15 protein-coding genes are annotated in these 17,590 nt (G+C 70.4%); 5 read left to right on the top strand and 10 right to left on the bottom strand.

Translation table 11 applies throughout. The features are described from left to right. Nucleotides 1-103: 103 nt before the first annotated feature. Nucleotides 104-1,390, top strand: coding sequence for an MFS transporter (locus WME73_RS05745; RefSeq protein ID WP_437915015.1), 1,287 nt, complete (start codon nt 104-106; stop codon nt 1,388-1,390). An 18-nt stretch (nt 1,391-1,408) separates the two neighbouring features. On the opposite strand, the gene WME73_RS05740 is transcribed toward WME73_RS05745, so the two are convergent. The 6 genes from WME73_RS05740 to WME73_RS05715 all read right to left on the bottom strand — a co-directional run bounded on the left by WME73_RS05740 (nt 1,409) and on the right by WME73_RS05715 (nt 9,504). Beyond that, entirely contained in the window at nt 1,409-2,656 is a 1,248-nt protein-coding gene (locus WME73_RS05740; protein ID WP_437915014.1) for an ABC transporter permease, read from the bottom strand. Next, nucleotides 2,653-3,879, bottom strand: a complete 1,227-nt coding sequence (locus WME73_RS05735) for an ABC transporter permease (protein WP_437915013.1) — start codon at nt 3,877-3,879, stop codon at nt 2,653-2,655. Before WME73_RS05735 ends, WME73_RS05740 begins: the two co-directional genes overlap by 4 nt. Further along, nucleotides 3,876-4,997 carry an efflux RND transporter periplasmic adaptor subunit gene (locus WME73_RS05730; protein WP_437915012.1) on the bottom strand — a complete coding sequence of 374 codons (1,122 nt, stop codon included), beginning with the start codon at nt 4,995-4,997 and terminating at the stop codon, nt 3,876-3,878. The genes WME73_RS05735 and WME73_RS05730 overlap by 4 nt, the downstream gene beginning before the upstream one ends. Then, the gene (locus WME73_RS05725) at nt 4,994-5,788 is read right to left on the bottom strand and encodes an ABC transporter ATP-binding protein (protein ID WP_437915011.1); all 795 of its coding nucleotides are present in this window, start codon (nt 5,786-5,788) and stop codon (nt 4,994-4,996) included. Before WME73_RS05725 ends, WME73_RS05730 begins: the two co-directional genes overlap by 4 nt. Before the next feature lie 238 nt (nt 5,789-6,026). Continuing rightward, on the bottom strand, nt 6,027-7,226 hold the full coding sequence (locus tag WME73_RS05720; RefSeq protein WP_437915010.1) for a glycoside hydrolase family 88/105 protein: 1,200 nt from the start codon (nt 7,224-7,226) through the stop codon (nt 6,027-6,029). A gap of 25 nt (nt 7,227-7,251) precedes the next feature. Beyond that, nucleotides 7,252-9,504, bottom strand: coding sequence for a heparinase II/III domain-containing protein (locus WME73_RS05715; RefSeq protein ID WP_437915009.1), 2,253 nt, complete (start codon nt 9,502-9,504; stop codon nt 7,252-7,254). 534 nt (nt 9,505-10,038) lie between these two features. Between WME73_RS05715 and WME73_RS05710 the strand changes: the two genes are divergently transcribed. Continuing rightward, nucleotides 10,039-10,356 (top strand): hypothetical protein, encoded by a 318-nt coding sequence (locus tag WME73_RS05710; protein ID WP_437744492.1) that lies wholly within the window; start codon nt 10,039-10,041, stop codon nt 10,354-10,356. 34 nt (nt 10,357-10,390) lie between these two features. On the opposite strand, the gene WME73_RS05705 is transcribed toward WME73_RS05710, so the two are convergent. Continuing rightward, on the bottom strand, nt 10,391-12,187 hold the full coding sequence (locus WME73_RS05705; protein WP_437915008.1) for a hypothetical protein: 1,797 nt from the start codon (nt 12,185-12,187) through the stop codon (nt 10,391-10,393). A gap of 148 nt (nt 12,188-12,335) precedes the next feature. Here WME73_RS05705 and tnpA point away from each other — a divergent pair, with 148 nt between their 5' ends. The 3 genes from tnpA to tnpC are packed head-to-tail and all read left to right on the top strand — an operon-like array spanning nt 12,336 to nt 14,763. Then, a complete protein-coding gene (gene tnpA, locus WME73_RS05700) occupies nt 12,336-12,674 on the top strand; it encodes an IS66 family insertion sequence element accessory protein TnpA (protein WP_437915007.1) in 339 nt (112 codons plus the stop codon). Continuing rightward, nucleotides 12,668-13,090: an IS66 family insertion sequence element accessory protein TnpB gene (gene tnpB, locus WME73_RS05695; RefSeq protein ID WP_437915006.1), complete on the top strand. Its 423-nt coding sequence runs from the start codon at nt 12,668-12,670 to the stop codon at nt 13,088-13,090. The genes tnpA and tnpB overlap by 7 nt, the downstream gene beginning before the upstream one ends. Continuing rightward, nucleotides 13,087-14,763, top strand: coding sequence for an IS66 family transposase (gene tnpC / locus WME73_RS05690; RefSeq protein ID WP_437915005.1), 1,677 nt, complete (start codon nt 13,087-13,089; stop codon nt 14,761-14,763). The genes tnpB and tnpC overlap by 4 nt, the downstream gene beginning before the upstream one ends. 267 nt (nt 14,764-15,030) lie before the next feature. Here the strand turns inward: tnpC and WME73_RS05685 are convergent, their stop codons facing one another. The 3 genes from WME73_RS05685 to WME73_RS05675 all read right to left on the bottom strand — a co-directional run bounded on the left by WME73_RS05685 (nt 15,031) and on the right by WME73_RS05675 (nt 17,305). After that, nucleotides 15,031-15,468 carry a DUF6640 family protein gene (locus WME73_RS05685; protein ID WP_437915004.1) on the bottom strand — a complete coding sequence of 146 codons (438 nt, stop codon included), beginning with the start codon at nt 15,466-15,468 and terminating at the stop codon, nt 15,031-15,033. A gap of 12 nt (nt 15,469-15,480) precedes the next feature. Further along, nucleotides 15,481-16,464 carry a GlxA family transcriptional regulator gene (locus WME73_RS05680; RefSeq protein ID WP_437915003.1) on the bottom strand — a complete coding sequence of 328 codons (984 nt, stop codon included), beginning with the start codon at nt 16,462-16,464 and terminating at the stop codon, nt 15,481-15,483. 100 nt (nt 16,465-16,564) lie between these two features. Further along, complete coding sequence (locus WME73_RS05675; RefSeq protein ID WP_437915002.1) at nt 16,565-17,305, bottom strand: DJ-1/PfpI family protein; 741 nt, start codon at nt 17,303-17,305, stop codon at nt 16,565-16,567. Nucleotides 17,306-17,590: the final 285 nt, after the last annotated feature.

The following is a 17,590-nucleotide window of genomic DNA, read 5'->3' as shown; positions in this document are numbered from 1 at the left end:
TAACGGCGTCGCGACTCCTGGACTCGGTCGCGACATGCCCTGCTGCTCATCGTGGTTGAGCGAGAGTCCACAACGCCCCACCAGGGCCGCCGCAGGCGCCGAGATGTCTTCCAACAACCTCACCGGGCTCGGCGTGCTGCGCCACCGGAGCTTCGCGTTCTACCTCGCGGCCAGGCTGCTCTCCGCGGTCGCTGTGCAGATGCAGAGCGTCGCGATCGGCTGGCAGGTCTACGCGCTGACCGGCGATGTCTTCGATCTGGGCCTCATCGGCCTCGCCCAGTTCGCGCCCTTCTTCGCGCTGATCCTCTTCGCCGGCCAGGCGGCGGATCGGTTCGACCGGCGCCGCATCATCACGGTCGGCCTCGGCGTGGAGCTGCTCTGCTCCCTGCTGCTGCTCGCGTTCACGGTGTCGGGCCTGACCGTGGTGTGGCCCGTGTTCGCGGTGCTGGTGCTGTTCGGCAGCGCGCGCGCCTTCATGATGCCGGCGCAGCAGGCGATCCTGATGAACCTGGTGCCGCAGCACAGCTTCAGCGAGGCGGTCGCGCTCAGCTCATCGAGCTTCCATGTCGCGGTCATCGTCGGGCCGACGCTCGGCGGGCTCCTTTACCTCGCCGGGTCGACGATCGTGTATTCGATCGTCGCGGCGCTGCTCCTCGTCTCTCTCGTGCTCATGAGCCTCGTGCGCGCGGCCCGGCAGGCGAGGCGCGCCGGGCCGACGTCGTGGAGCGCGGTGCTGGAGGGGCTTCGCTTCGTCTGGTCGAAGCCGGCGGTGCTCGGCGCCATCTCGCTCGACCTGTTCGCTGTGCTGTTCGGCGGGGCGGTCGCGCTCCTGCCCGCGGTTGCGCGCGACGTGCTCCACGCCGGCCCGACCGGCCTCGGCCTGCTCCGCACGGCGCCGGCCGCGGGCGCGGCGATCACCGCCGGCGTCCTCGCCTTCCGGCCGATCACGCGCCAGGTGGGCCGCTGGATGTTCGGCGGCGTCGCCGTGTTCGGGCTCGCCACCATCGCCCTCGGGCAGACCCGGAGCTTCACCGTCGCGCTCATCGCCCTGTTCCTCGTCGGCGCAGGCGACATGGTGAGCGTCTATATCCGTCACATCCTCGTGCAGTTCGAGACGCCGGACTCCATCCGAGGGCGGGTGAGCGCGGTCAACGCGGTGTTCATCGGCGCCTCCAACGAGCTCGGCGAGTTCGAGTCCGGCCTCACCGCCAGCTGGCTCGGCCTGCTGCCCGCCATCCTCCTCGGCGGCAGCGCCACCCTCGTGGTCGCCGCGCTGTGGGCCCTCGGCTTCCCCGTTCTCAGCCGCATGGACCGCTTCCCGCACGCGAAGCGAGATCCCGAGCAGAGCGCGGACGGCGGCGGAGCGGCCGAGGCCGCCGCGACGACGTGAGCGTCCTCGGGAGCCGCGCTACTCCGAGCGGAGAGCCTCGATCGGGTCGAGCCGCGAGGCGCGCCAGGCCGGGTAGAAGCCGAAGACCACGCCGATCGTGACCGAGAGGCCGAGGCCGAGGAAGAGCGACCAGGGCTCGACCTGGAACGCCCAGCGGCCGACCATCTGCGCGAGCAGCGCGCTGGCGAGCCAGGAGAGGGCGAGCCCCGAGAGCACGCCGAGCACGCCGCCGAGCAGCGAGACGGCCGCCGCCTCGCACAGGAACTGCAGCAGGATCGCGCGCGGCGAGGCCCCGACCGCGCGGCGGATGCCGATCTCCCGCGTCCGCTCGGTCACCGTCACCAGCATGATGTTCATGATGTTGATGCCCCCCACGATCAGCGCGACAACGCCGGTGCTGAGCAGCAGCATCTTGATGATGTCGAGGACGAGCTTCTCCTGGCCGTGGCTGTCCTCGTCCTCGATCCTGAAGTTCTTGACCCCGTGATGGCGGCGCTGGAGCGTCGCGTCGATGACGCCACGGAGCGCGGCGAGCGGCGTCCGGACGGTGACGAGCGGATCCTGCCGGACGTACAGGCGGTCGGTCCTGTGCGACGGCGCGTAGAGCGCGTCGTAGGTGGTCTCCGGGACGAGGACCTTGCGGTTCCAGATGTTCGTGTCGTCCGTGGAGCCGAGGATCGGCCGGTCCCGGAGCACGCCGACGACCGTCCACACGTGGCCGTCGGCCGTCATGTGCAGCGGCTCGGCCTGCGCGGCCCGCGCAGGAGGGCCGCCGAAGAGCTCGGCCCAGACCTCGTGGCCGACCACGCACACGCGCCGCCGCGCCGCGAGATCCGCCTCGACGAGGAAACGGCCCGCCGCGAGCTCCAGGTCGTAGAGGGCCGGCGCCGCCGGCACGGCGCTGACGAGGGAGATCCGCTTCTTCTTGCCGCCGGCGCGGGCCTCGGTCGGGCGCACCGACTCGCTCAGGGCAGAGGCGCCGCCGAGGGCGCGCGAGGCGGCGAGCGCGCGGGCGTCGTCCCGCGAGAGATCGCGCCGGGTGCGGCGCCGGTCTTTGACGCTCACCTCCGCGGGGTGGACCTGGATGAGGTCGGCCTCCACGGCCTGCTGGCTCGCCCGGAGGAGCGCCTCCTCGCCGCCCGCGAGCAGCGAGGCGAGCAGCACGATCGAGCCGGTGCCGATGATGATGCCGAGCAGCGTGAGCGCGGCGCGGGTCCGGTCGGCGACCACGGCGCGCGTCGAGTGGAGGAGATCGTCGAGCCTCATCGCCGCATCGCCGCCACGGGGTCGAGCCGGCCCGCGCGCTGGGCCGGCAGCCACCCGAAGACCACGCCCACGCCGGAGGAGACGAGCAGCGCCGCGATCACGGCCGGCGTGGAGACCGCGCCGATCCAGCTCGGCGTGAAGCGGCGGATGACCGCCGAGGCGAGCTCGGCCGCGGCGGCGCCGCCGGCGACCCCGAGCAGGCCGCCGAAGCCCGAGAGCAGCGCCGCTTCGGCCAGGAACTGCGCGCTGATGTCGCGCGGCGACGCCCCGAGCGCCTTGCGGATGCCGATCTCACGCACGCGCTCGGACACGCTGACGAGCATCATGTTCATCACGCCCACGCCGCCGATGAGCAGCGCGACGCCCGCGATGAGGCCGACGATCGCCTTCATCGTGGTGAACATGGCCTCGAATTTCTGCATGATGCTGCTGAAATCGAGGAGGGTGAAGTCGTCGACGCCGTGGTGGCGGTCGACGAGGAGCGCGTTGATGATGCGCTTCACCGGGTCGTTGTTGCGGACGTCGTCGGTCTTGATGACGAGCAGCGCCGAGGTGCTCACCGCCTTCTCGACGTCCGCCGCCGTGTCGAGCGGGGCGACGAGCAGGTCGACCCAGCTGAAGCCGAAGTTGACGCCCATCCGATCGGCGTCGGCCAGCACGCCGATCACGCGGCAGCGCAGGGCCCCGACCGTCACCCACCGGCCGATCGGGTCGCCGCGCCAGAGCCGCGCCGCGAGCTTCGGGCCGGCGACGCAGACCCGGGCCCGGCGGCGGTCCTCCTCGTCGGAGAACGTCCGGCCGCGCGCGACGGGCATCCGGAAGGCGTCGAGGAAGCCGCTGTCGGCCGCGATGAAGTCGGTGCGATCCTCCTTGCCCTCGTCGGAGGTGACGTCGCGCGAGCCGAGCATGGCGTACATGGTGTGCTCGGCGACGTGGGGGACGCCGCGCGCGAGCCGATCGCGATCCCGGCGGGTGAAGCCGGTGACGTACATCGTCTTCTTCCGCTCGGCGCGCTCCGGCTCCTTCGGGACGACGAGGATGAGCCGCGCCCCGCCGAGCTGCTCGATGCCGCGGCCCAGCGTGAGCAGGCCGCCCTCCGCGAGCGAGGTCATGAGCACGATGGCGAAGGCGCCCAGGGTGATGCTGAGGACGGTCAGGAGCGACCGCAGCTTGTGCGCCGAGAGGGCCTTCGCGGCGATCGCGAGGTAGGCGGACCACCTCACATCTTCGTCTCGTTCGCGGCCGCCGAGGGCGGGTTGATGAGCACGCGGGCCCCCTCCGGGACGCCGTTCACGATCTCGACGTCGCGATCGTTGCGCGCGCCGAGCGCGACCTCGACCTTCTCGGTCGTCTGCTTGCCGTCGGGGCCGTCGACGACGCGCGTGACGAGCTGCTTGCCGCCCTCGTCGGCGACGGCCTCGATGGGCAGCGAGACCACGCCCGGCCTGCTGTCGAGCCGGATGCGCACGTCGGCGGTCATGCCGGGCTTGATGAGGCCGTCGATCTGGGTGAGCTCGGCCTCGACCGGGAAGACGTCGACCTCGCGGCCCTCGAGCTTCACCGAGGCGGGCGCGATCTTGGTGACCCTGGCCGCGTACGTCTTGCCGGGCAGGGCGTCGAGCGTCAGGGTCGCCGTCTGGCCGAGCGCGACCTTGGCCACGTCGATCTGGTTGAGGTCCACCTTGACCACGAGCGTCGAGAGGTCGGCCACGGTGAGCAGCGCCTTGCCGTTGAAGGTCGACTGCACGCCCGGCGTGACGACCTCGCCGGGCTCGATGTTGCGCTGGATGACGGTGCCGTCGAGGGGCGAGGAGATCTTCGTGTACCGGAGCTGGTCCCTGGCGGCGCTGAGCGCGACCTCGGCGAGCCGGATGGCGACGGTCTTCTCGGTGAGGTCGTGCTTGGCCGTGTCGAGCTCCTGCGCGGGGACGACGCTGGCCTCGACGCCGGCGGTCCGCTGCGCGACCACGCGCTTGGCGAAGCCCGCGGCGGCCCTGGCCCGGGCGAGCTCGGCCTCGGCGCGGGCGACCTCGCGCTCGTAGTCGGTCGGGTCGAGCACGAGCAGCAGCTGGTCCTTCCGGACCCGGGCGCCCTCGTCCGCGAGCACCTCGGCGACCTGGCCCGCGACCTTGGACTTGAGCTCGACCTGCTCGCGGGCCTCGATGCGCCCGGTCTCGAGGATCTCGACGGCGAGGTCGCCGCGCTTCGCGGTCACGACGAGCGCGGGGTCGATGGGCGCGGGGCCGGCGCCGGCCTTCGCGAGGACGGCGGCGCCGCCCCCGGCGAGCGCCAGCGCCCCGACGAGCCACGGCCAGAGGCGCCGCCGACGCCGGGCGCTCACGAGAGGCCTCCGGGAGGGGACGACGCTGGTCCAGGAACCGGCGACGACGGTCCAGGAACCGATGACGACGGTCCAGGAACCGGCGACGAGACGTCCACGCGCCGGCCGCGAGGGCCGGTGTCCTCGACGATGGCGCCGTCCCTGAAGGTGACGACGCGGGTGGCGTAGTCGGCGATCGAGCGGTCGTGGGTCACGACGACGACCGTCATCCCCTGCGCGTGCAGCGCGCAGAAGAGCTCCATGACCTGCCCGGTGGTGGCGGAGTCGAGCGCGCCGGTCGGCTCGTCCGCGAGGAGGAGCGGCGGCTCGTTGACGATCGCGCGGGCGATCGCCACGCGCTGCTGCTGGCCGCCGGACAGCTGGTTCGGCAGGTGGTGCGCCCGGTCCTCGAGGCCGACGCGCGCGAGCGCCCGCGCGGCCCGCGCCCGCCGGTCGACCGGCCGGACGCCGGCGTAGACCATGGGCAGCTCGACGTTCGCGAGGGCGGTGTCGCGCGGAAGGAGGTTGAACGACTGGAAGACGAACCCGATCTTGCGGTTGCGGAGCTGGGCCAGCTCGACCTCGTCGAGCTCCTCGACCGGCTCGTCGTCGAGGAGGTAACGGCCGCCGGTGGGGCGGTCGAGCGTGCCGATGACGTTCAGGGTCGTCGATTTGCCTGACCCCGAGGCCCCCATGATGGCGACCATCTCGCCCCGCGAGAGCTCCAGCGAGACGCCGCGGAGCGCCTGCACCTCCACCTCGCCCATCCAGTAGACCTTGGTGATCGCGTCGAGCTTCACGAGTGCAGGCATGAGGGTCCTCGGCGGTGGCCTGCGCGCCGTCCCCAGGGACGGCCGCGGCCCGCGCGAGCCCGGTTCACCTGACCCGCGCGTGACGCACCAGGGTGCGCCGCTCTCGTCGCTCCGGCCATCGCGCTGCGAAGGCCGGCGGACGCGCTGAGGCGTAGGCGAAGCGCAGCAGCAAGGCAACCGCGGCGCAGGAGCGCGGCGGTCGCGCGCCGAGGCCGCGGCGAGCGTGGCGCTGGCAGCGCTACAGCCCGGACGTTTCGACGAGCGCCAGGACCACGGCTCCGACGCCGTACGAGAGGTCGTCGCGGAGCTCGACCGCCGCGTAATCCTCGAGCTTGCCGACCGTCGTGGGCCCGGAGATTCCGGTCACCACCGGCCGCCCGGAGCCGTCCTCCTCGATGCGCGAGCGCACGCCCGCCATGGCGCGGTCGATCGCGGGGCGCACCGAGGCGTCGAGGAAGCCGTGGCGCAACCCGCGCGCGAGCCCGACGGCGAAGAGGGCCGTCGCGCTCGTCTCCAGGTAGATCTCGCCGGGGCGGTTCATGATCGTCCACCACAGGCCGCTGTCCTGGTCCTGCGCGCCCAGGACCGCCGCGACCTGCCGCTCGAGCGCCCCGGCCACGGCGTCGTCGCGCTCGCCGCGCGCCGCGCGCACGCGGAGGTACTCGTAGCCGGCCGCCGTGATCCAGGCGTTGCCGCGCGCCCAGTACACGTCCGGATCCTGCGGCGCCGCCCAGTTGTACGCGTGCCGGAACAGCCCGGGCTCGTCCTGGAGGAGCGATGCGAAGATCTGGAATTGATTCGAGAATTCGTCGAGCGGACGCGCCTCGCCCGAGCGCTCGCCGGCGCGGACGAGCACGTTGCCGAACATGAACAGCGAGTCGACCCAGAGGGTGGGCTCGAACAGCGGCGACACGCCGAGGTGGTTGATGCCGCCCTGCTCCGTCCGGCGCGCTTCCTCGTAGAGGTAGCGGAGCACGTCGTCGACCACCTTCGCATAGGGAGCCGCGCACGTTTCCTCGTGGAGCGCGAGCGCGGCCATGGCCGGCGGGCAGCGGTCGCTGGTCGTGATCTCGTAGCCGTACTCGATGTGGCGGTCGATGGTGCGCCGGTAGTAGTCCCGGTACGGGGAGTGCTGCGTGACGCGGTACAGCTCGACCAGCGAGAGCATGACCGTGCCCTCGCCCCAGTCCCACGGCAGCGACTCCGCCGGGTGCTCGGTGATCCAGCGGTCGGCGATCGCGCGCGCCAGCGTGATGCTCTCGGAGTCGGCTGCGCGCTCGCGCGCGAACGCATCCTCCGCCGACGGCGAGCTCGGAGCGCACCTCGCCCCGGAGCTGCCCGGCTGCCCGGCGCCCGGGTCCCCCGCGCACCCGCCGGCCGCGGCGGCACACGCGGCGGCAGCGACGAGCAGCGCGCGGAAGCGCGACGTGCGCGACATGGGAGGGCGAGCTCTCGGCGGCATCTCACTCCTCCACGGCGAGGCCGGTGGCATCGGGCGCGGTGACGAGGGGGCTCCCGTCGAGGAGCACCCTCGTCCCCCGCGCCATCAGCGCGAACGGCCGGTCGCCCTCGATCCGCAGCACGACGAGCTCCGCGTCGGTCTCGAGGACCTGCCCCCCAGGCAGCGCCAGCGCCTCCGGGGCTCCCTTGCTCCGCAGCACCGCGACGTCGGTCCCTCCTTCGCTCTCGATCTGCCACGCGACGACGCCGGGCTCCGCCGCGATCGGCGCCGCCTGGAGCGGCGCGTCGGGGCCCGCGTCCACGCCGACCTTGTAGGGCAGGAGCACCGCCAGGAACCCCGGCGCCTCGGCCTGCACGGCTGCGTCGATGACGGCGTGGTCGGCGGCCTCGCGGTCCTCCTCGAACTCGTGGACGTGGGGCGCGGTGAGCGGCGTGTACGGCGGCTCCACGACGGCGAGCCCCGGCGACGTCGACAACACGCGCGCCTCGACGCCCGCCCGCGCCCGCTCCCATCGGCCGCCGTCGGGGAGGAGCTCGAAGGTGCCTCCGGACGTCAGCCCCGCGTAGCCGTGCAGCCGCCACGCGTGAGCGCGGGCCGCCGGGTGCGACGTCGAGAGGCGGTCGCCGACCACGAAGTAGCGGCCGTCGATGAAGGCCACGGATCGCTCGACGTGCGTGTCCTGGTAGTCCTGGTGCGCCTCCGCGTAGTCGACGGCGTCGCCGTCGTGGGTGTTCCGGAGGAAGGCGTCCGCGTCGCCGAAATCGTTGAAGAGCCCCTTGTCGGGCGCGGATCGGCCGTCGATGAGGACCACGTTGTGCGACGGCGACTGGCTGGTCTTGGCGTTGTCGAGCGAATCGGGCTTGTAGTAGCCGGCGTCGATCAACAGGTACTCTCCGTAGGCCGCGAGGGAGAACGACGTCCCGTCCACGTGGTCGTGGATCGCCTTGCGCGCCGAGCCGTGCTCCGCGAGGAGCAGGAGCCAGCGCGCGTCGTCCCCCCAGTCCGAGCGGAACACCGCGTGGCCGGTGTCGGGGAAGAAGCGCGTGAGGAAGCGCGGCGCCTCTGGGGCCACTGCGTCGTCGACGTAGAGCAGGTGATGGGCGATGAGGTCGGCGCCGAACTCCATGGCCTGGGGGTCGCGGTTCTGCTCCCAGTCCCACAGGTACTCCCCGCTTCCGCCGAAGGACGTGAGCAGCGGGCTCCCGTTGAACGGGGTGAAGACCCCGTCGTCGACAGGGGGCCGGCTGCCCCAGGGGAGGCGCAGCGAGAGCGACCAGTCGACGGCCTTCGTGAAGAGCCCGCCGCGCAGCGGGACCTTGAGCGCGCCCTGCTCGCCGTCGACGCAGCCATGTCCGGCCCACGGGTCCTCGTCGGAGCGGGTACGGCAGTCGCGGGTGAAGGCCACCTCGCCCTCGAGCGCGTTGTCGAGGGCGATGAAGAACGCCGCCGTGGGGCCCCAGGCGAAGCCGGAGTAATACGGGCCCTCGGACGCCCCGCCGTCGGGCTGCACGTACTGGCCGTCCGGGCCCCAGAGGTAATCGAGCTCCGAGATCGACCAGCTCCACCAGGTCGCGGCGGCCGGGTGCTCGGGGAACGCGAGCGCCACATAACCGAGCGCGTCGGCGGTCCGGATCGGGTGGTTGTTCTGCGCGGGGCGCAGCAGGAGATCTCGATAGAAATCCTGCTCGAGGTACTTGGCGAAGAACTGACCGGTGATGTCGGTGATCTTGCTCTCGGCCTGGGCGGACTCCTCGTCGGGGAACCACGGCGTGGCGCTCAGGAGGTCCCACGTGTTCGTGTACCCCATGAGGATCTTCGCCATCCGGATGTTCATGTCGAGGACCGTGTTCGTGTCCCAGTGGGTCTCCAGGCGGCGCAGGAACTCGCGCGCCTTGTCGGCCGCCGCCCGGTCCTCGAAGGCCCAGGCGAGGAGGGCATTCGCCTGCGCGGTCGAGGCGTTGTTGCCGTTCGTCTTGTGGTCCCATGAAGCGGGGTCGGGCTCTTCCTCGTAGGGGCGGTCGGCGCGGCGCTTCAGGGTGGCGAGGATCGAGGCGTAGGGCTCGCGATCGACGCGCGAGCGCAGGAGGTCGCGGTGCTCCGGGCGCGCGAGGAGCCGCGGATGAACGCCGGTGTCCCGCGGCTCGCTCGGCCCGGTGGCGTCCGTGCCGCACGCCGCGGCCGCGAGCGTGACGCACGCGAGCGCCGGAGCGAGAGAGTGAAGAGGGAGAGGAAAGCCGCGAGACAGTGATTTCATGGAAGGATGGGGCGAGGGCTCAGAGGGACGAGCTGGTGCGTGAGGCGCAGCGTATCAGCTCGTCCCGGCCTGGGGCCGCCCGAGTTCTCGCTGCCGTGGGGGCGATCACCACATGTCCACGATGGGCAGTCTCGGCAGCCGCCGACACGCCGGAAGATCCGACCAGAGCGGAGAGAACAACGCTGGCGACGCGCGGTCGCGAGGGGAATGCGGGAGAGGAGGAGCCTTCTGTGAGCCCGCCAGGATCAGCCTGGCAGGCGCCCCGGGGAGCGTGTCCTGCGAGCTGAGCGGTGCCTGTTGCGATGGCCTGGCGCGGGCTGCGTCGAGCGCGCCCGCGGCCTTCTCCGCGTGAGGGGCCGCGCTCGCCCAGGGTGGTGCGATCCTGCGCGAGCGTCTGCCCGCTGTAGCAGAACGCGACGGGCGGGGTGGAGTGACCGCGCCGCTCGCGCAGAACCCTCCACACAGGGGCTCCCCGCTGCGCGGTCTCCCGCTTGCATTGCCCGGCCCCGGTAGGGGGAGTCGAGGAGGTTTGATATGGCGACCGAGCAGAAGCAGGGAATGGGCGCACAGGGGCAGCAGGGCGCTGGCCTACAGGAGGGCCGCAGCGAGAGCAGCGTGGTCCCCGACAAGGACTACAACCTGGTCAGCGTGCTCTACCATGTGCTCAAGGGCGCGGAGACCCACTCACAGTACATCCAGGATGCGAAGAAGGAGGGGGATCAAGAGCTCGCCTCCTTCTTCAGCGAGGTCCGGCAGGAGGAGCTGCGGCTCGCGGAGCGCGCGAAGCACCTCCTCGGACAGCGGCTGAGCGGAGGGCGCCCGGGCCAGGGAGGGGCCCGCGCGAGCGCCTAGGGCTCACGGCGCTCCGGGCCGCCCTGACGGGCCCTCAATCGGCGATATACTGGTTTCGACCAACGAAATCGAGATACGGGTACAACGCCGAACGCAGGTTATCCACCTGAACACTCGAGTTGATACCGCCGACCTCCCACCCGTTCCACTTGGACGGGTTCCGGGTCGTCGCGTTCAAGAACAGCGGCACCTCCAGCAATGACTCCACGACGCCGGTCGTGGACATCTTGTCAAAATCGACGAGGACCGGAGCGGTGTTGTCCGTCAGGTTCTTCACCCAGACACGCGCAGCGCCGAAGTCACCGCCCGCGACGCCGTCGATGTCGCGGCTCGGGTCGACCTGCACCTGAAGTTCGTACCACTTGCCCGAAGCCGGCGCGAAGTTGGTCGCCTTGTACAGCTCGCCGCTGTCCCGCGACCCCCGGAGGCGCAGCTGCCCCTGCTCGAACTGCACAAGGAACCCGACGTAGTTGTTCGGGGTGAGGCCGTTGCTCGCGCTGGCGACCGTGTTGACAGGAGCAAAGTAGACACCTGTGGTGCCGTACAGCTGGCCGGAATAGACCGTCAGGTCGCTCGCGTCGTGGTCGGTCAGCTCGGTCTCCCACCAGGCGCTGGCCGCGCTCGCCCCCGTCGGACGAACCGCGAGCGTCGAGGTGTTGCCCGTACCGTACGGCGCAGAAGCCGTGAGCTGCCCTGGCCCGCCGGAGGCCGGACCCTTCCACACCAGCTGCGGAACGACTTGACTATCCATGGCGACGCCAGACTGATAATGGTCGAAATTGTCATTCAGCTGCGGCACGTAGTACCCCATCGAGAGGTCATCCACGGCGTTGCTGTCGCCGTAGGCCGCCACGATGAACCCGTTGAAATTGGAGGGGTTCTTGTTCACGCCCATGAGCAGCGGGACAACCAGCACCCGCTCGGTCACGCCGGTCGTATTGATATTGTCGAAGACGACGCGCGTGAAGTCCTTCTGCCCGTCCGTCACATTGCGGACGTACAGCGAGCCAAGACCGGTGCCCACAGTGGGGTTGACGACCATCTTCACCTCCAGCCATTTGCCCATCGTGGCGGGGATGTTGACGGCTTGATAGACATCTCCGCCGTCATAGCCAGAACGAAGACGCAGCGCCCCCCAGGCCATGGAGACGGTCGGCCCCTGGTAGGCAGGGAGTGCGTAGCCCGTCGGGCTCCCGCCGGCCACGTTGATCGGCTCGAACGCGACGCCTGAGATGGCATTGTAGATGAGACCCGAGTAGACGACCTTGTCCGTGCTGTTGAAGCTCGGACCATCGAACGCGGACCAGGCTACCTTGCCGTTGTAGCCGCCCGTGGAGACGATGCTCTGCTCGGAGTCATTCCCGCTTCCCGGCGGCGAGCCGATCGCGAACTTGTCCGGGTTCGCCCCCGACCAGCTGTTCGCGCCTTGGTTGTTCATCGCGTTGCCAAAGACGTGCTGCTCGTAGTCCTCGCGATCCATGGTGCAGGCCTCATACTGAAGGCGCACGTGGTCGTGGTAAGCGACGTCCGGCGACCGGGAGGGCAACGCCGCCACATGAGACCAGTCGGCGTGCTGCGTGGTGGTGTTCATGTTGCTCACCAGCACATCGACGCGGCCCCCTCTCTGAACACCGGACCACTCGATGCCGGCGTTCTTGTTGGTCGCCAGGTTGAGGGTGCGCAGCTCGCCGTCCCGCGCGAACACGCCGTCCAGCGCCCGCCACGCGTCAGCCATGTCGGCAGTGAACGCGAGCGTCGCGGCGACGACGTTGCCATACGTCTGATAGTAGTAGGTGGTTGCCCCCGTCTGGTTGACGTTGACCTCCCACATCCTGAATCCGTCAGCCCCGCGGAGCCGGTAATGCTGGACTTGCGCGACGTTGTCCGTCGGCAGGAGGACCGTAACCGCCCGACCAACGCCATCGTGGCCGTCCGTGCGGCGCCGGTTACCTGTTGCCATCGCGACGAAGGAGGAAGCGATGGCGACGAGGGTGGAGTGGGCCGAGCGGGTGGAGCGATGGGAGCGGAGCGGGTTGAGCGCCGAGAAGTTCGCGCGGCGCGAGGGATACAAGGCGAAGCAGCTGTACTGGTGGCGCTGGAAGCTGCGGGCTGACGGACCCTCGCAGCCCTCGCCGTCGTCGTCGACCGAGCCGCCGCGGTTCCTGCCGGTGCACGTAGTGGCCGACGCATCGCCGGCCGCGGCCGAGCCGATCGAGATCGCGCTGCCCAACGGGCGGGTGGTTCGCGTTCGGCCGGGCTTCGACCCCGCCACGCTCGAGCGCGTGCTGGCGCTGGCGGCCGAGGAGGCGCCGTGCTGACGCTGCCGCCGTCGGTGCGCGTTTACGTGGCGGCGGAGCCGGCTGACCTGAGGAAGAGCTTTGACGGCCTGTCGTCGCTGGTCGAGCAGCGCTTCGGAGCCGACCCGCTCTGTGGACATCTGTTCGTGTTCAGGAATCGGCGAGGCGACCAGATCCGTGTCTTGTTTTGGGACCGCACCGGATACGCCATATTTGCCAAGAAACTCGCCCGCGACCGATTCTACCTCGCCCGTGACCTGCCCAAGGGAGCGACCCACATCGAGGTCGAGGCGGCCGAGCTGTCGCTGATGCTCGAAGGCATCGACCTGTCGCAGGCCGTACGGCGCAAGCGCTGGAGGCCCGGCGTGAGAAACTTCGACGCGTCGAAGCAACGCTTGATGGATGCGCGCGGGATAGCTATCCAGCGCGCGACGTGACCAGTTCCCCTCCGTCCCAAGCCCAGCTCCCCGCCGACCTGGCGGATGTGCGGCGCAAGCTCGAGCAGCTCGCGGCCGACGGGCAGGTCCCGGCGCTCATCGAGCTGGTGATCGGGCTTCTGGTTCAGCCGCGCGACAAGAATACCGCGCTGTCGGCGAGGCTCGCGAGCGCGCTGCGTGAGCTGTACGGCCGCAAGAGCCAAAAGGTCTCTACCGAGCAGCTGATGCTGCTGTTCGCCGAGCTCGGCGCCCAGACGCCGCAGGGGGCCACTGATTCCACACCCTCGTCAGAGCCCGGCGCGGAGGCTCCTGCGCAGCCGGAGCAGGGGCTGGTGCCGCAACCTCCTGAGCCGCCGAAGCCGCCGCGAGGACGGCGTGGGCGCGCGCCGCTTCCCGCACACCTGCCGCGCGAGACGCGCGTTGTGCCCGTCCCCGAAGCCGAGCGGAAGTGCCCGCAGTGCGGCGCGGATAGGAAGTGCATCGGTCACCGTACGAGCGAAGTTCTCGAGTTCGTCCCTGCGCAGTTCCAGGTCATCGAGGAACAGAGGGAGAAGCTCGCCTGTCCGCGCTGTCCCGAGCAGGGGGTTACGACGGCGGACAGCGAGAAGGTGATGGATCGGGGTCGCCCGGGGCCGGGGCTGCTCGCGAGCATCATCGTCGAGAAGTTCGAGGACGCGATGCCGCTCTACCGGCAGGCGCAGCAGTACGCTCGCTTCGGCGTGTCGCTGTCGCCGTCGACGCTGGGAGAGTGGTCGGCGTTCGCGCTCGATGTGCTTGCCCCTGTGGCCAAGAGGATCCAGGAGCGCGTGCTGGGCTCGTGCTACGTGCGCGCCGACGACACGGGGATGCACGTACTGGATCAGGATCATCCCGCAGGGGTGAGGCGAGGTCATATCTGGGCCTTCGTCGGGGCTGAGCTCGTCGCGTTCCTGTACGCACCGGACTGGAGGGCGAAGCATCCGGCTGCCCAGCTGCAGGGCTTCACGGGCTACCTGCAGGGCGATGGCTACGCAGGGTACGGCGCGATGTTGCGCGGAGACGACGGTGGCGAGGTGATCGTGCCCGAGGAGCGCCGGCTCGGCTGTGGAATGCATATCCGTGCGAAGTTCGAGAAGGCGGCGAAGGGCGGCGACGCGCGAGCCGCTGTAGCGCTTGCGTACTTCAAGGCCATCTACCGCATCGAAGCTGCCTGCAAAGCGGAGGCGCTGTCCGCGGAGGCACGCCTGACGCGCCGGCAGGAGCTGTCGCTCCCCGTCCTCGAGGAGCTCTACAAGTGGATTCACGAGCTGCACCTGCGGCTCGTGCCAAGTACGCCGCTATACGTCGCAACGCTGTACGCCATCAACCAGGAGGCAGCGTGGCGGCGCTGCTTCACGGACGGGCGCTTCGAGATCGACAACGGCGAAGTCGAACGGCGGATAAGATGTGTGGCGCTTGGAAGGAAGAACTACTTGTTCGCAGGCTCGGACAAGGGAGCTGAACGCCTCGCCGTCGGCTACACCGTATTTGGCTCGTGCCGGATGCACGGAGTCAACCCGCTCGCCTGGGCGACGGACGTGATCGGCAAGCTGCAGGCAGGCTGGTCGCGCGAACGGCTGGACGAGCTGCTGCCCGACGCGTGGGCGCGAGCGTCGCTGGCGGCTCCGGCCGCTGACGACGCCGACGCGTCCTGAACGACGCGAACCTCAATCCTCGCCGCCGGGGGTCCGGGGGGAGAGCACCTCGCCGGCCCTCTCGTGTCCGCCCGCGTCTTCCCGGACCATCGGTAGGCGCCGCCCCGCGCCCAGCATCGTCGACCCCGGTGAGAGCCGCAAGGGGTCGCGCCCATGGCGATGGGTGGGCGGTTACTGCGGGCCGGAAGGGTGCGGCTGAGCTGGCGCCCGGGCCCCGCGGGATCCGGCGAAGGACCGGCTCCTCATACCCGCAAATGTCCTCGGGCGTCACATCGCTCTACGCACGAGCCGGTTCGCGATGAAGACGATGGAGATGAAAAACAAGCCGCCATGGGCCTGGTTGAGATCCATTCCAAGGACGACGGGCATTCGCGCGTATCCGCCGTGGCTCGGATCGTGAAAGGCGGTTCCAGGGAACAGGATGCTCGGAACGAGGCAAACCCAGTAGAGTACGGAGAAAATCGATCCTACGTCGACCCTGAGCCTGTCATCTCGCCCTGGCCTCCATAGAAACCAGACGGCCAGCACCGCCGCTACCGCTCCCAAGACGATCGTTTGCGCATTGTGGAACTTCGCGTGGGGCGGCCAGTTCGGATTATGGATGTGCGTGGAATTCCAATCGGCGAGAACCGGCGCTGCACCGGTGAACACCGCGACAGCGGATAGGATGAGCTTCCCGGCGATGATCGATGATTTCCGGGTCATGACGCCTCCAGGTCACTCAAGCGCCCCTCGGCGACCAGCCCGACGGGAGAATCGCCTGGCGTAGTCCTCCGGCGTCACCCGGAGGACCCGCTGAAAGGCCCGTCGCATCCGCTCCTCCGAGCCGAAGCCGGAGGCGTGCGCGATCTCGTTCATGGTCGCGCTCCCCATCTCCAGGTGGGCGCGCGCTTGCTCGAGCCGGCAGGTCTCCACGAACTTTGCCGGCGTGGCCCCCACCTCCGCGGCGAAGACGCGAGCGAAGGTCCGCGGGCTCATACCCGCCCTCGCCGCGAGCGCCTCGACGCGCAGGTCCGCGGAGAGATGGTTGGCGATCCAGTCCACCGCGTCCCCGAGTCGGCCGGTGAGGCCGGTCTGCGCGGAGAGGGGCTGACTGAATTGCGACTGCCCGCCGGGGCGCTTCAGGAACATCACCAGGAGCCGGGCGGCGGCGAGCGCGACCTCGTGGCCCAGGTCCTCTTCCACGAGCGCGAGCGCGAGGTCCATGCCAGCGGTAGCGCCGGCCGAGGTACAGATGCCGCCGGAACGGACGAAGATGGCGTCCGGCTCGACCTCCACGGCGGGGAACTCCTGGGCGAGCCGGCTGGCCGCGCGCCAGTGCGTGGTGGCACGGTGCCCGTCGAGGAGCCCTGCCGCGGCGAGGAGCAGCGCGCCCGCGCAGACCGAGCCGATGCGCCGGACCCTGGGCTTCATGGCGGAGAGCCAGCCGAGGAGCCGCGCGTCGCGCATGGCTGCGTCCATGTCGAAGCCGCCCGCGACCAGCACCGTATCGATGCCCGAGGTCGCGTCCGCGATCGATCGATCGGCGACCAGCTTCGGCCCTTGCCCGCTGCCGACCACGCCTCCATCCACCGAGAGGAGCTCCACGCGATAGGCCGGCGGACGTCCGGGGACGCGCTCCGCCTGGACGAGCGTCGCGGCGTTGAACACCTCGAGCGGCCCGACGATGTCGATCGCCGCCGCGCCCTCGAACCCGACCATGGCAATCAGCCGCGTGCCGGACCGAGCGCCGACCTCCCGGCGGGGTGACCGAACGAGGGCCGTCCTTCCGCGCGGCGACATCGTGCCCGATTTCCGCTGCTCAGGCGGCCTGTCGTCGGGCGACGAACCGCTGGACGGCATTGCGCGCCATCTCGATCATGGGCTCGGACCTCGCGAGGACCCTCGCGGTGAGCTCCGGACCGGCCAGGTCCGGGCTGCCGGTGCGGTAGGGCGGGTGCGGATCATACTCCATCTGGAACTCGGACTCCCTGGCGTCCTCCTCGCCGTACAGATCGTGGATCAAGCGCAAGGCGATCTCGATGCTCCCGACGAGCGGCCCGGCCGTGAGGCGGTTCCGGTCCTCCACCACGCGTCCTCCCCGGACCGGCGTGGCGCCGAAGTGCTCCAGAAGATCGACGACGTGGAAGTTCGACGTGGCGCGGTAGCCCCGGAGCAGCCCGGCGGCCCCCAGCACGAGCGAGCCGGCGCACACGCTGGTCACCCACCTGGCGCGGCTGCCACGATCGGCGATGAACGCGATCGACTCGTCGTCCTCCAGGATCTCCGGGGGGACCGCCCCGATGTTGAGGACGTCGAGATCCCGCGGGCACTCGCTGAACGTGGAGGTGGCCCGCGTCGGGAACGTCGGGAAGCCCGTGATCGGATCCTTGTTCTTCCAGACGAGGTGCACCTCGGCGTTCGGCATGACACCGAGCGCGGTGTGCAGACCGATGATATCGGCCGGGAAATAGCCTGGGCACACGAAGATGCCGATCTGGAGCTTGCGGGTAGCGCTCGGATCGGCGGCGATCTCGCGCTTGCCCTCATCCTGCTGGTTCATGGGGGGTCCTCTCGATCGTTGTGGAATGGGCCGCCCTCCGACGCGGAGGAGCGCTGCCCTGCGGCGCCGTCCAGGGCGCCTGACCCGGGCAGGATGGCTCCCCCGGAGGCTGTCTGAAAGGACAACCTAGCAGCATTTTCTGCCATCGCGCGGAGACCGGCAACCCGACCCCGCGGGGGCGTCGACGAACGATCGCCGGGGGGAAGCGGGGGGAGGCGGGGGGGAGGCGGGGTTATCGGCGTCGTCGAGGGCGCCCACGGCCGCCGGTGGGGGCGTCGCTGGTCC

Source organism: Sorangium sp. So ce302 (genome assembly GCF_051530145.1).
In the GTDB taxonomy this organism is placed as follows: Bacteria; Myxococcota_A; Polyangia; order Polyangiales; family Polyangiaceae; genus Sorangium; species Sorangium cellulosum_B.
Note: the sequence above shows the minus strand (reverse complement) of the source record. Positions and strands in the feature narration are given on the sequence as shown.

Coding starts and splice junctions, on each gene's coding strand:
- WME73_RS05745 (WP_437915015.1), top strand. CDS start 104: ATGTCTTCCAACAACCTCACCGGGCTCGGCGTGCTGCGCCACCGGAGC.
- WME73_RS05740 (WP_437915014.1), bottom strand. CDS start 2,656: ATGAGGCTCGACGATCTCCTCCACTCGACGCGCGCCGTGGTCGCCGAC.
- WME73_RS05725 (WP_437915011.1), bottom strand. CDS start 5,788: ATGCCTGCACTCGTGAAGCTCGACGCGATCACCAAGGTCTACTGGATG.
- WME73_RS05720 (WP_437915010.1), bottom strand. CDS start 7,226: ATGTCGCGCACGTCGCGCTTCCGCGCGCTGCTCGTCGCTGCCGCCGCG.
- WME73_RS05715 (WP_437915009.1), bottom strand. CDS start 9,504: ATGAAATCACTGTCTCGCGGCTTTCCTCTCCCTCTTCACTCTCTCGCT.
- WME73_RS05710 (WP_437744492.1), top strand. CDS start 10,039: ATGGCGACCGAGCAGAAGCAGGGAATGGGCGCACAGGGGCAGCAGGGC.
- WME73_RS05705 (WP_437915008.1), bottom strand. CDS start 12,187: ATGTGGGAGGTCAACGTCAACCAGACGGGGGCAACCACCTACTACTAT.
- tnpA (WP_437915007.1), top strand. CDS start 12,336: ATGGCGACGAGGGTGGAGTGGGCCGAGCGGGTGGAGCGATGGGAGCGG.
- WME73_RS05685 (WP_437915004.1), bottom strand. CDS start 15,468: ATGACCCGGAAATCATCGATCATCGCCGGGAAGCTCATCCTATCCGCT.
- WME73_RS05680 (WP_437915003.1), bottom strand. CDS start 16,464: ATGGTCGGGTTCGAGGGCGCGGCGGCGATCGACATCGTCGGGCCGCTC.
- WME73_RS05675 (WP_437915002.1), bottom strand. CDS start 17,305: ATGAACCAGCAGGATGAGGGCAAGCGCGAGATCGCCGCCGATCCGAGC.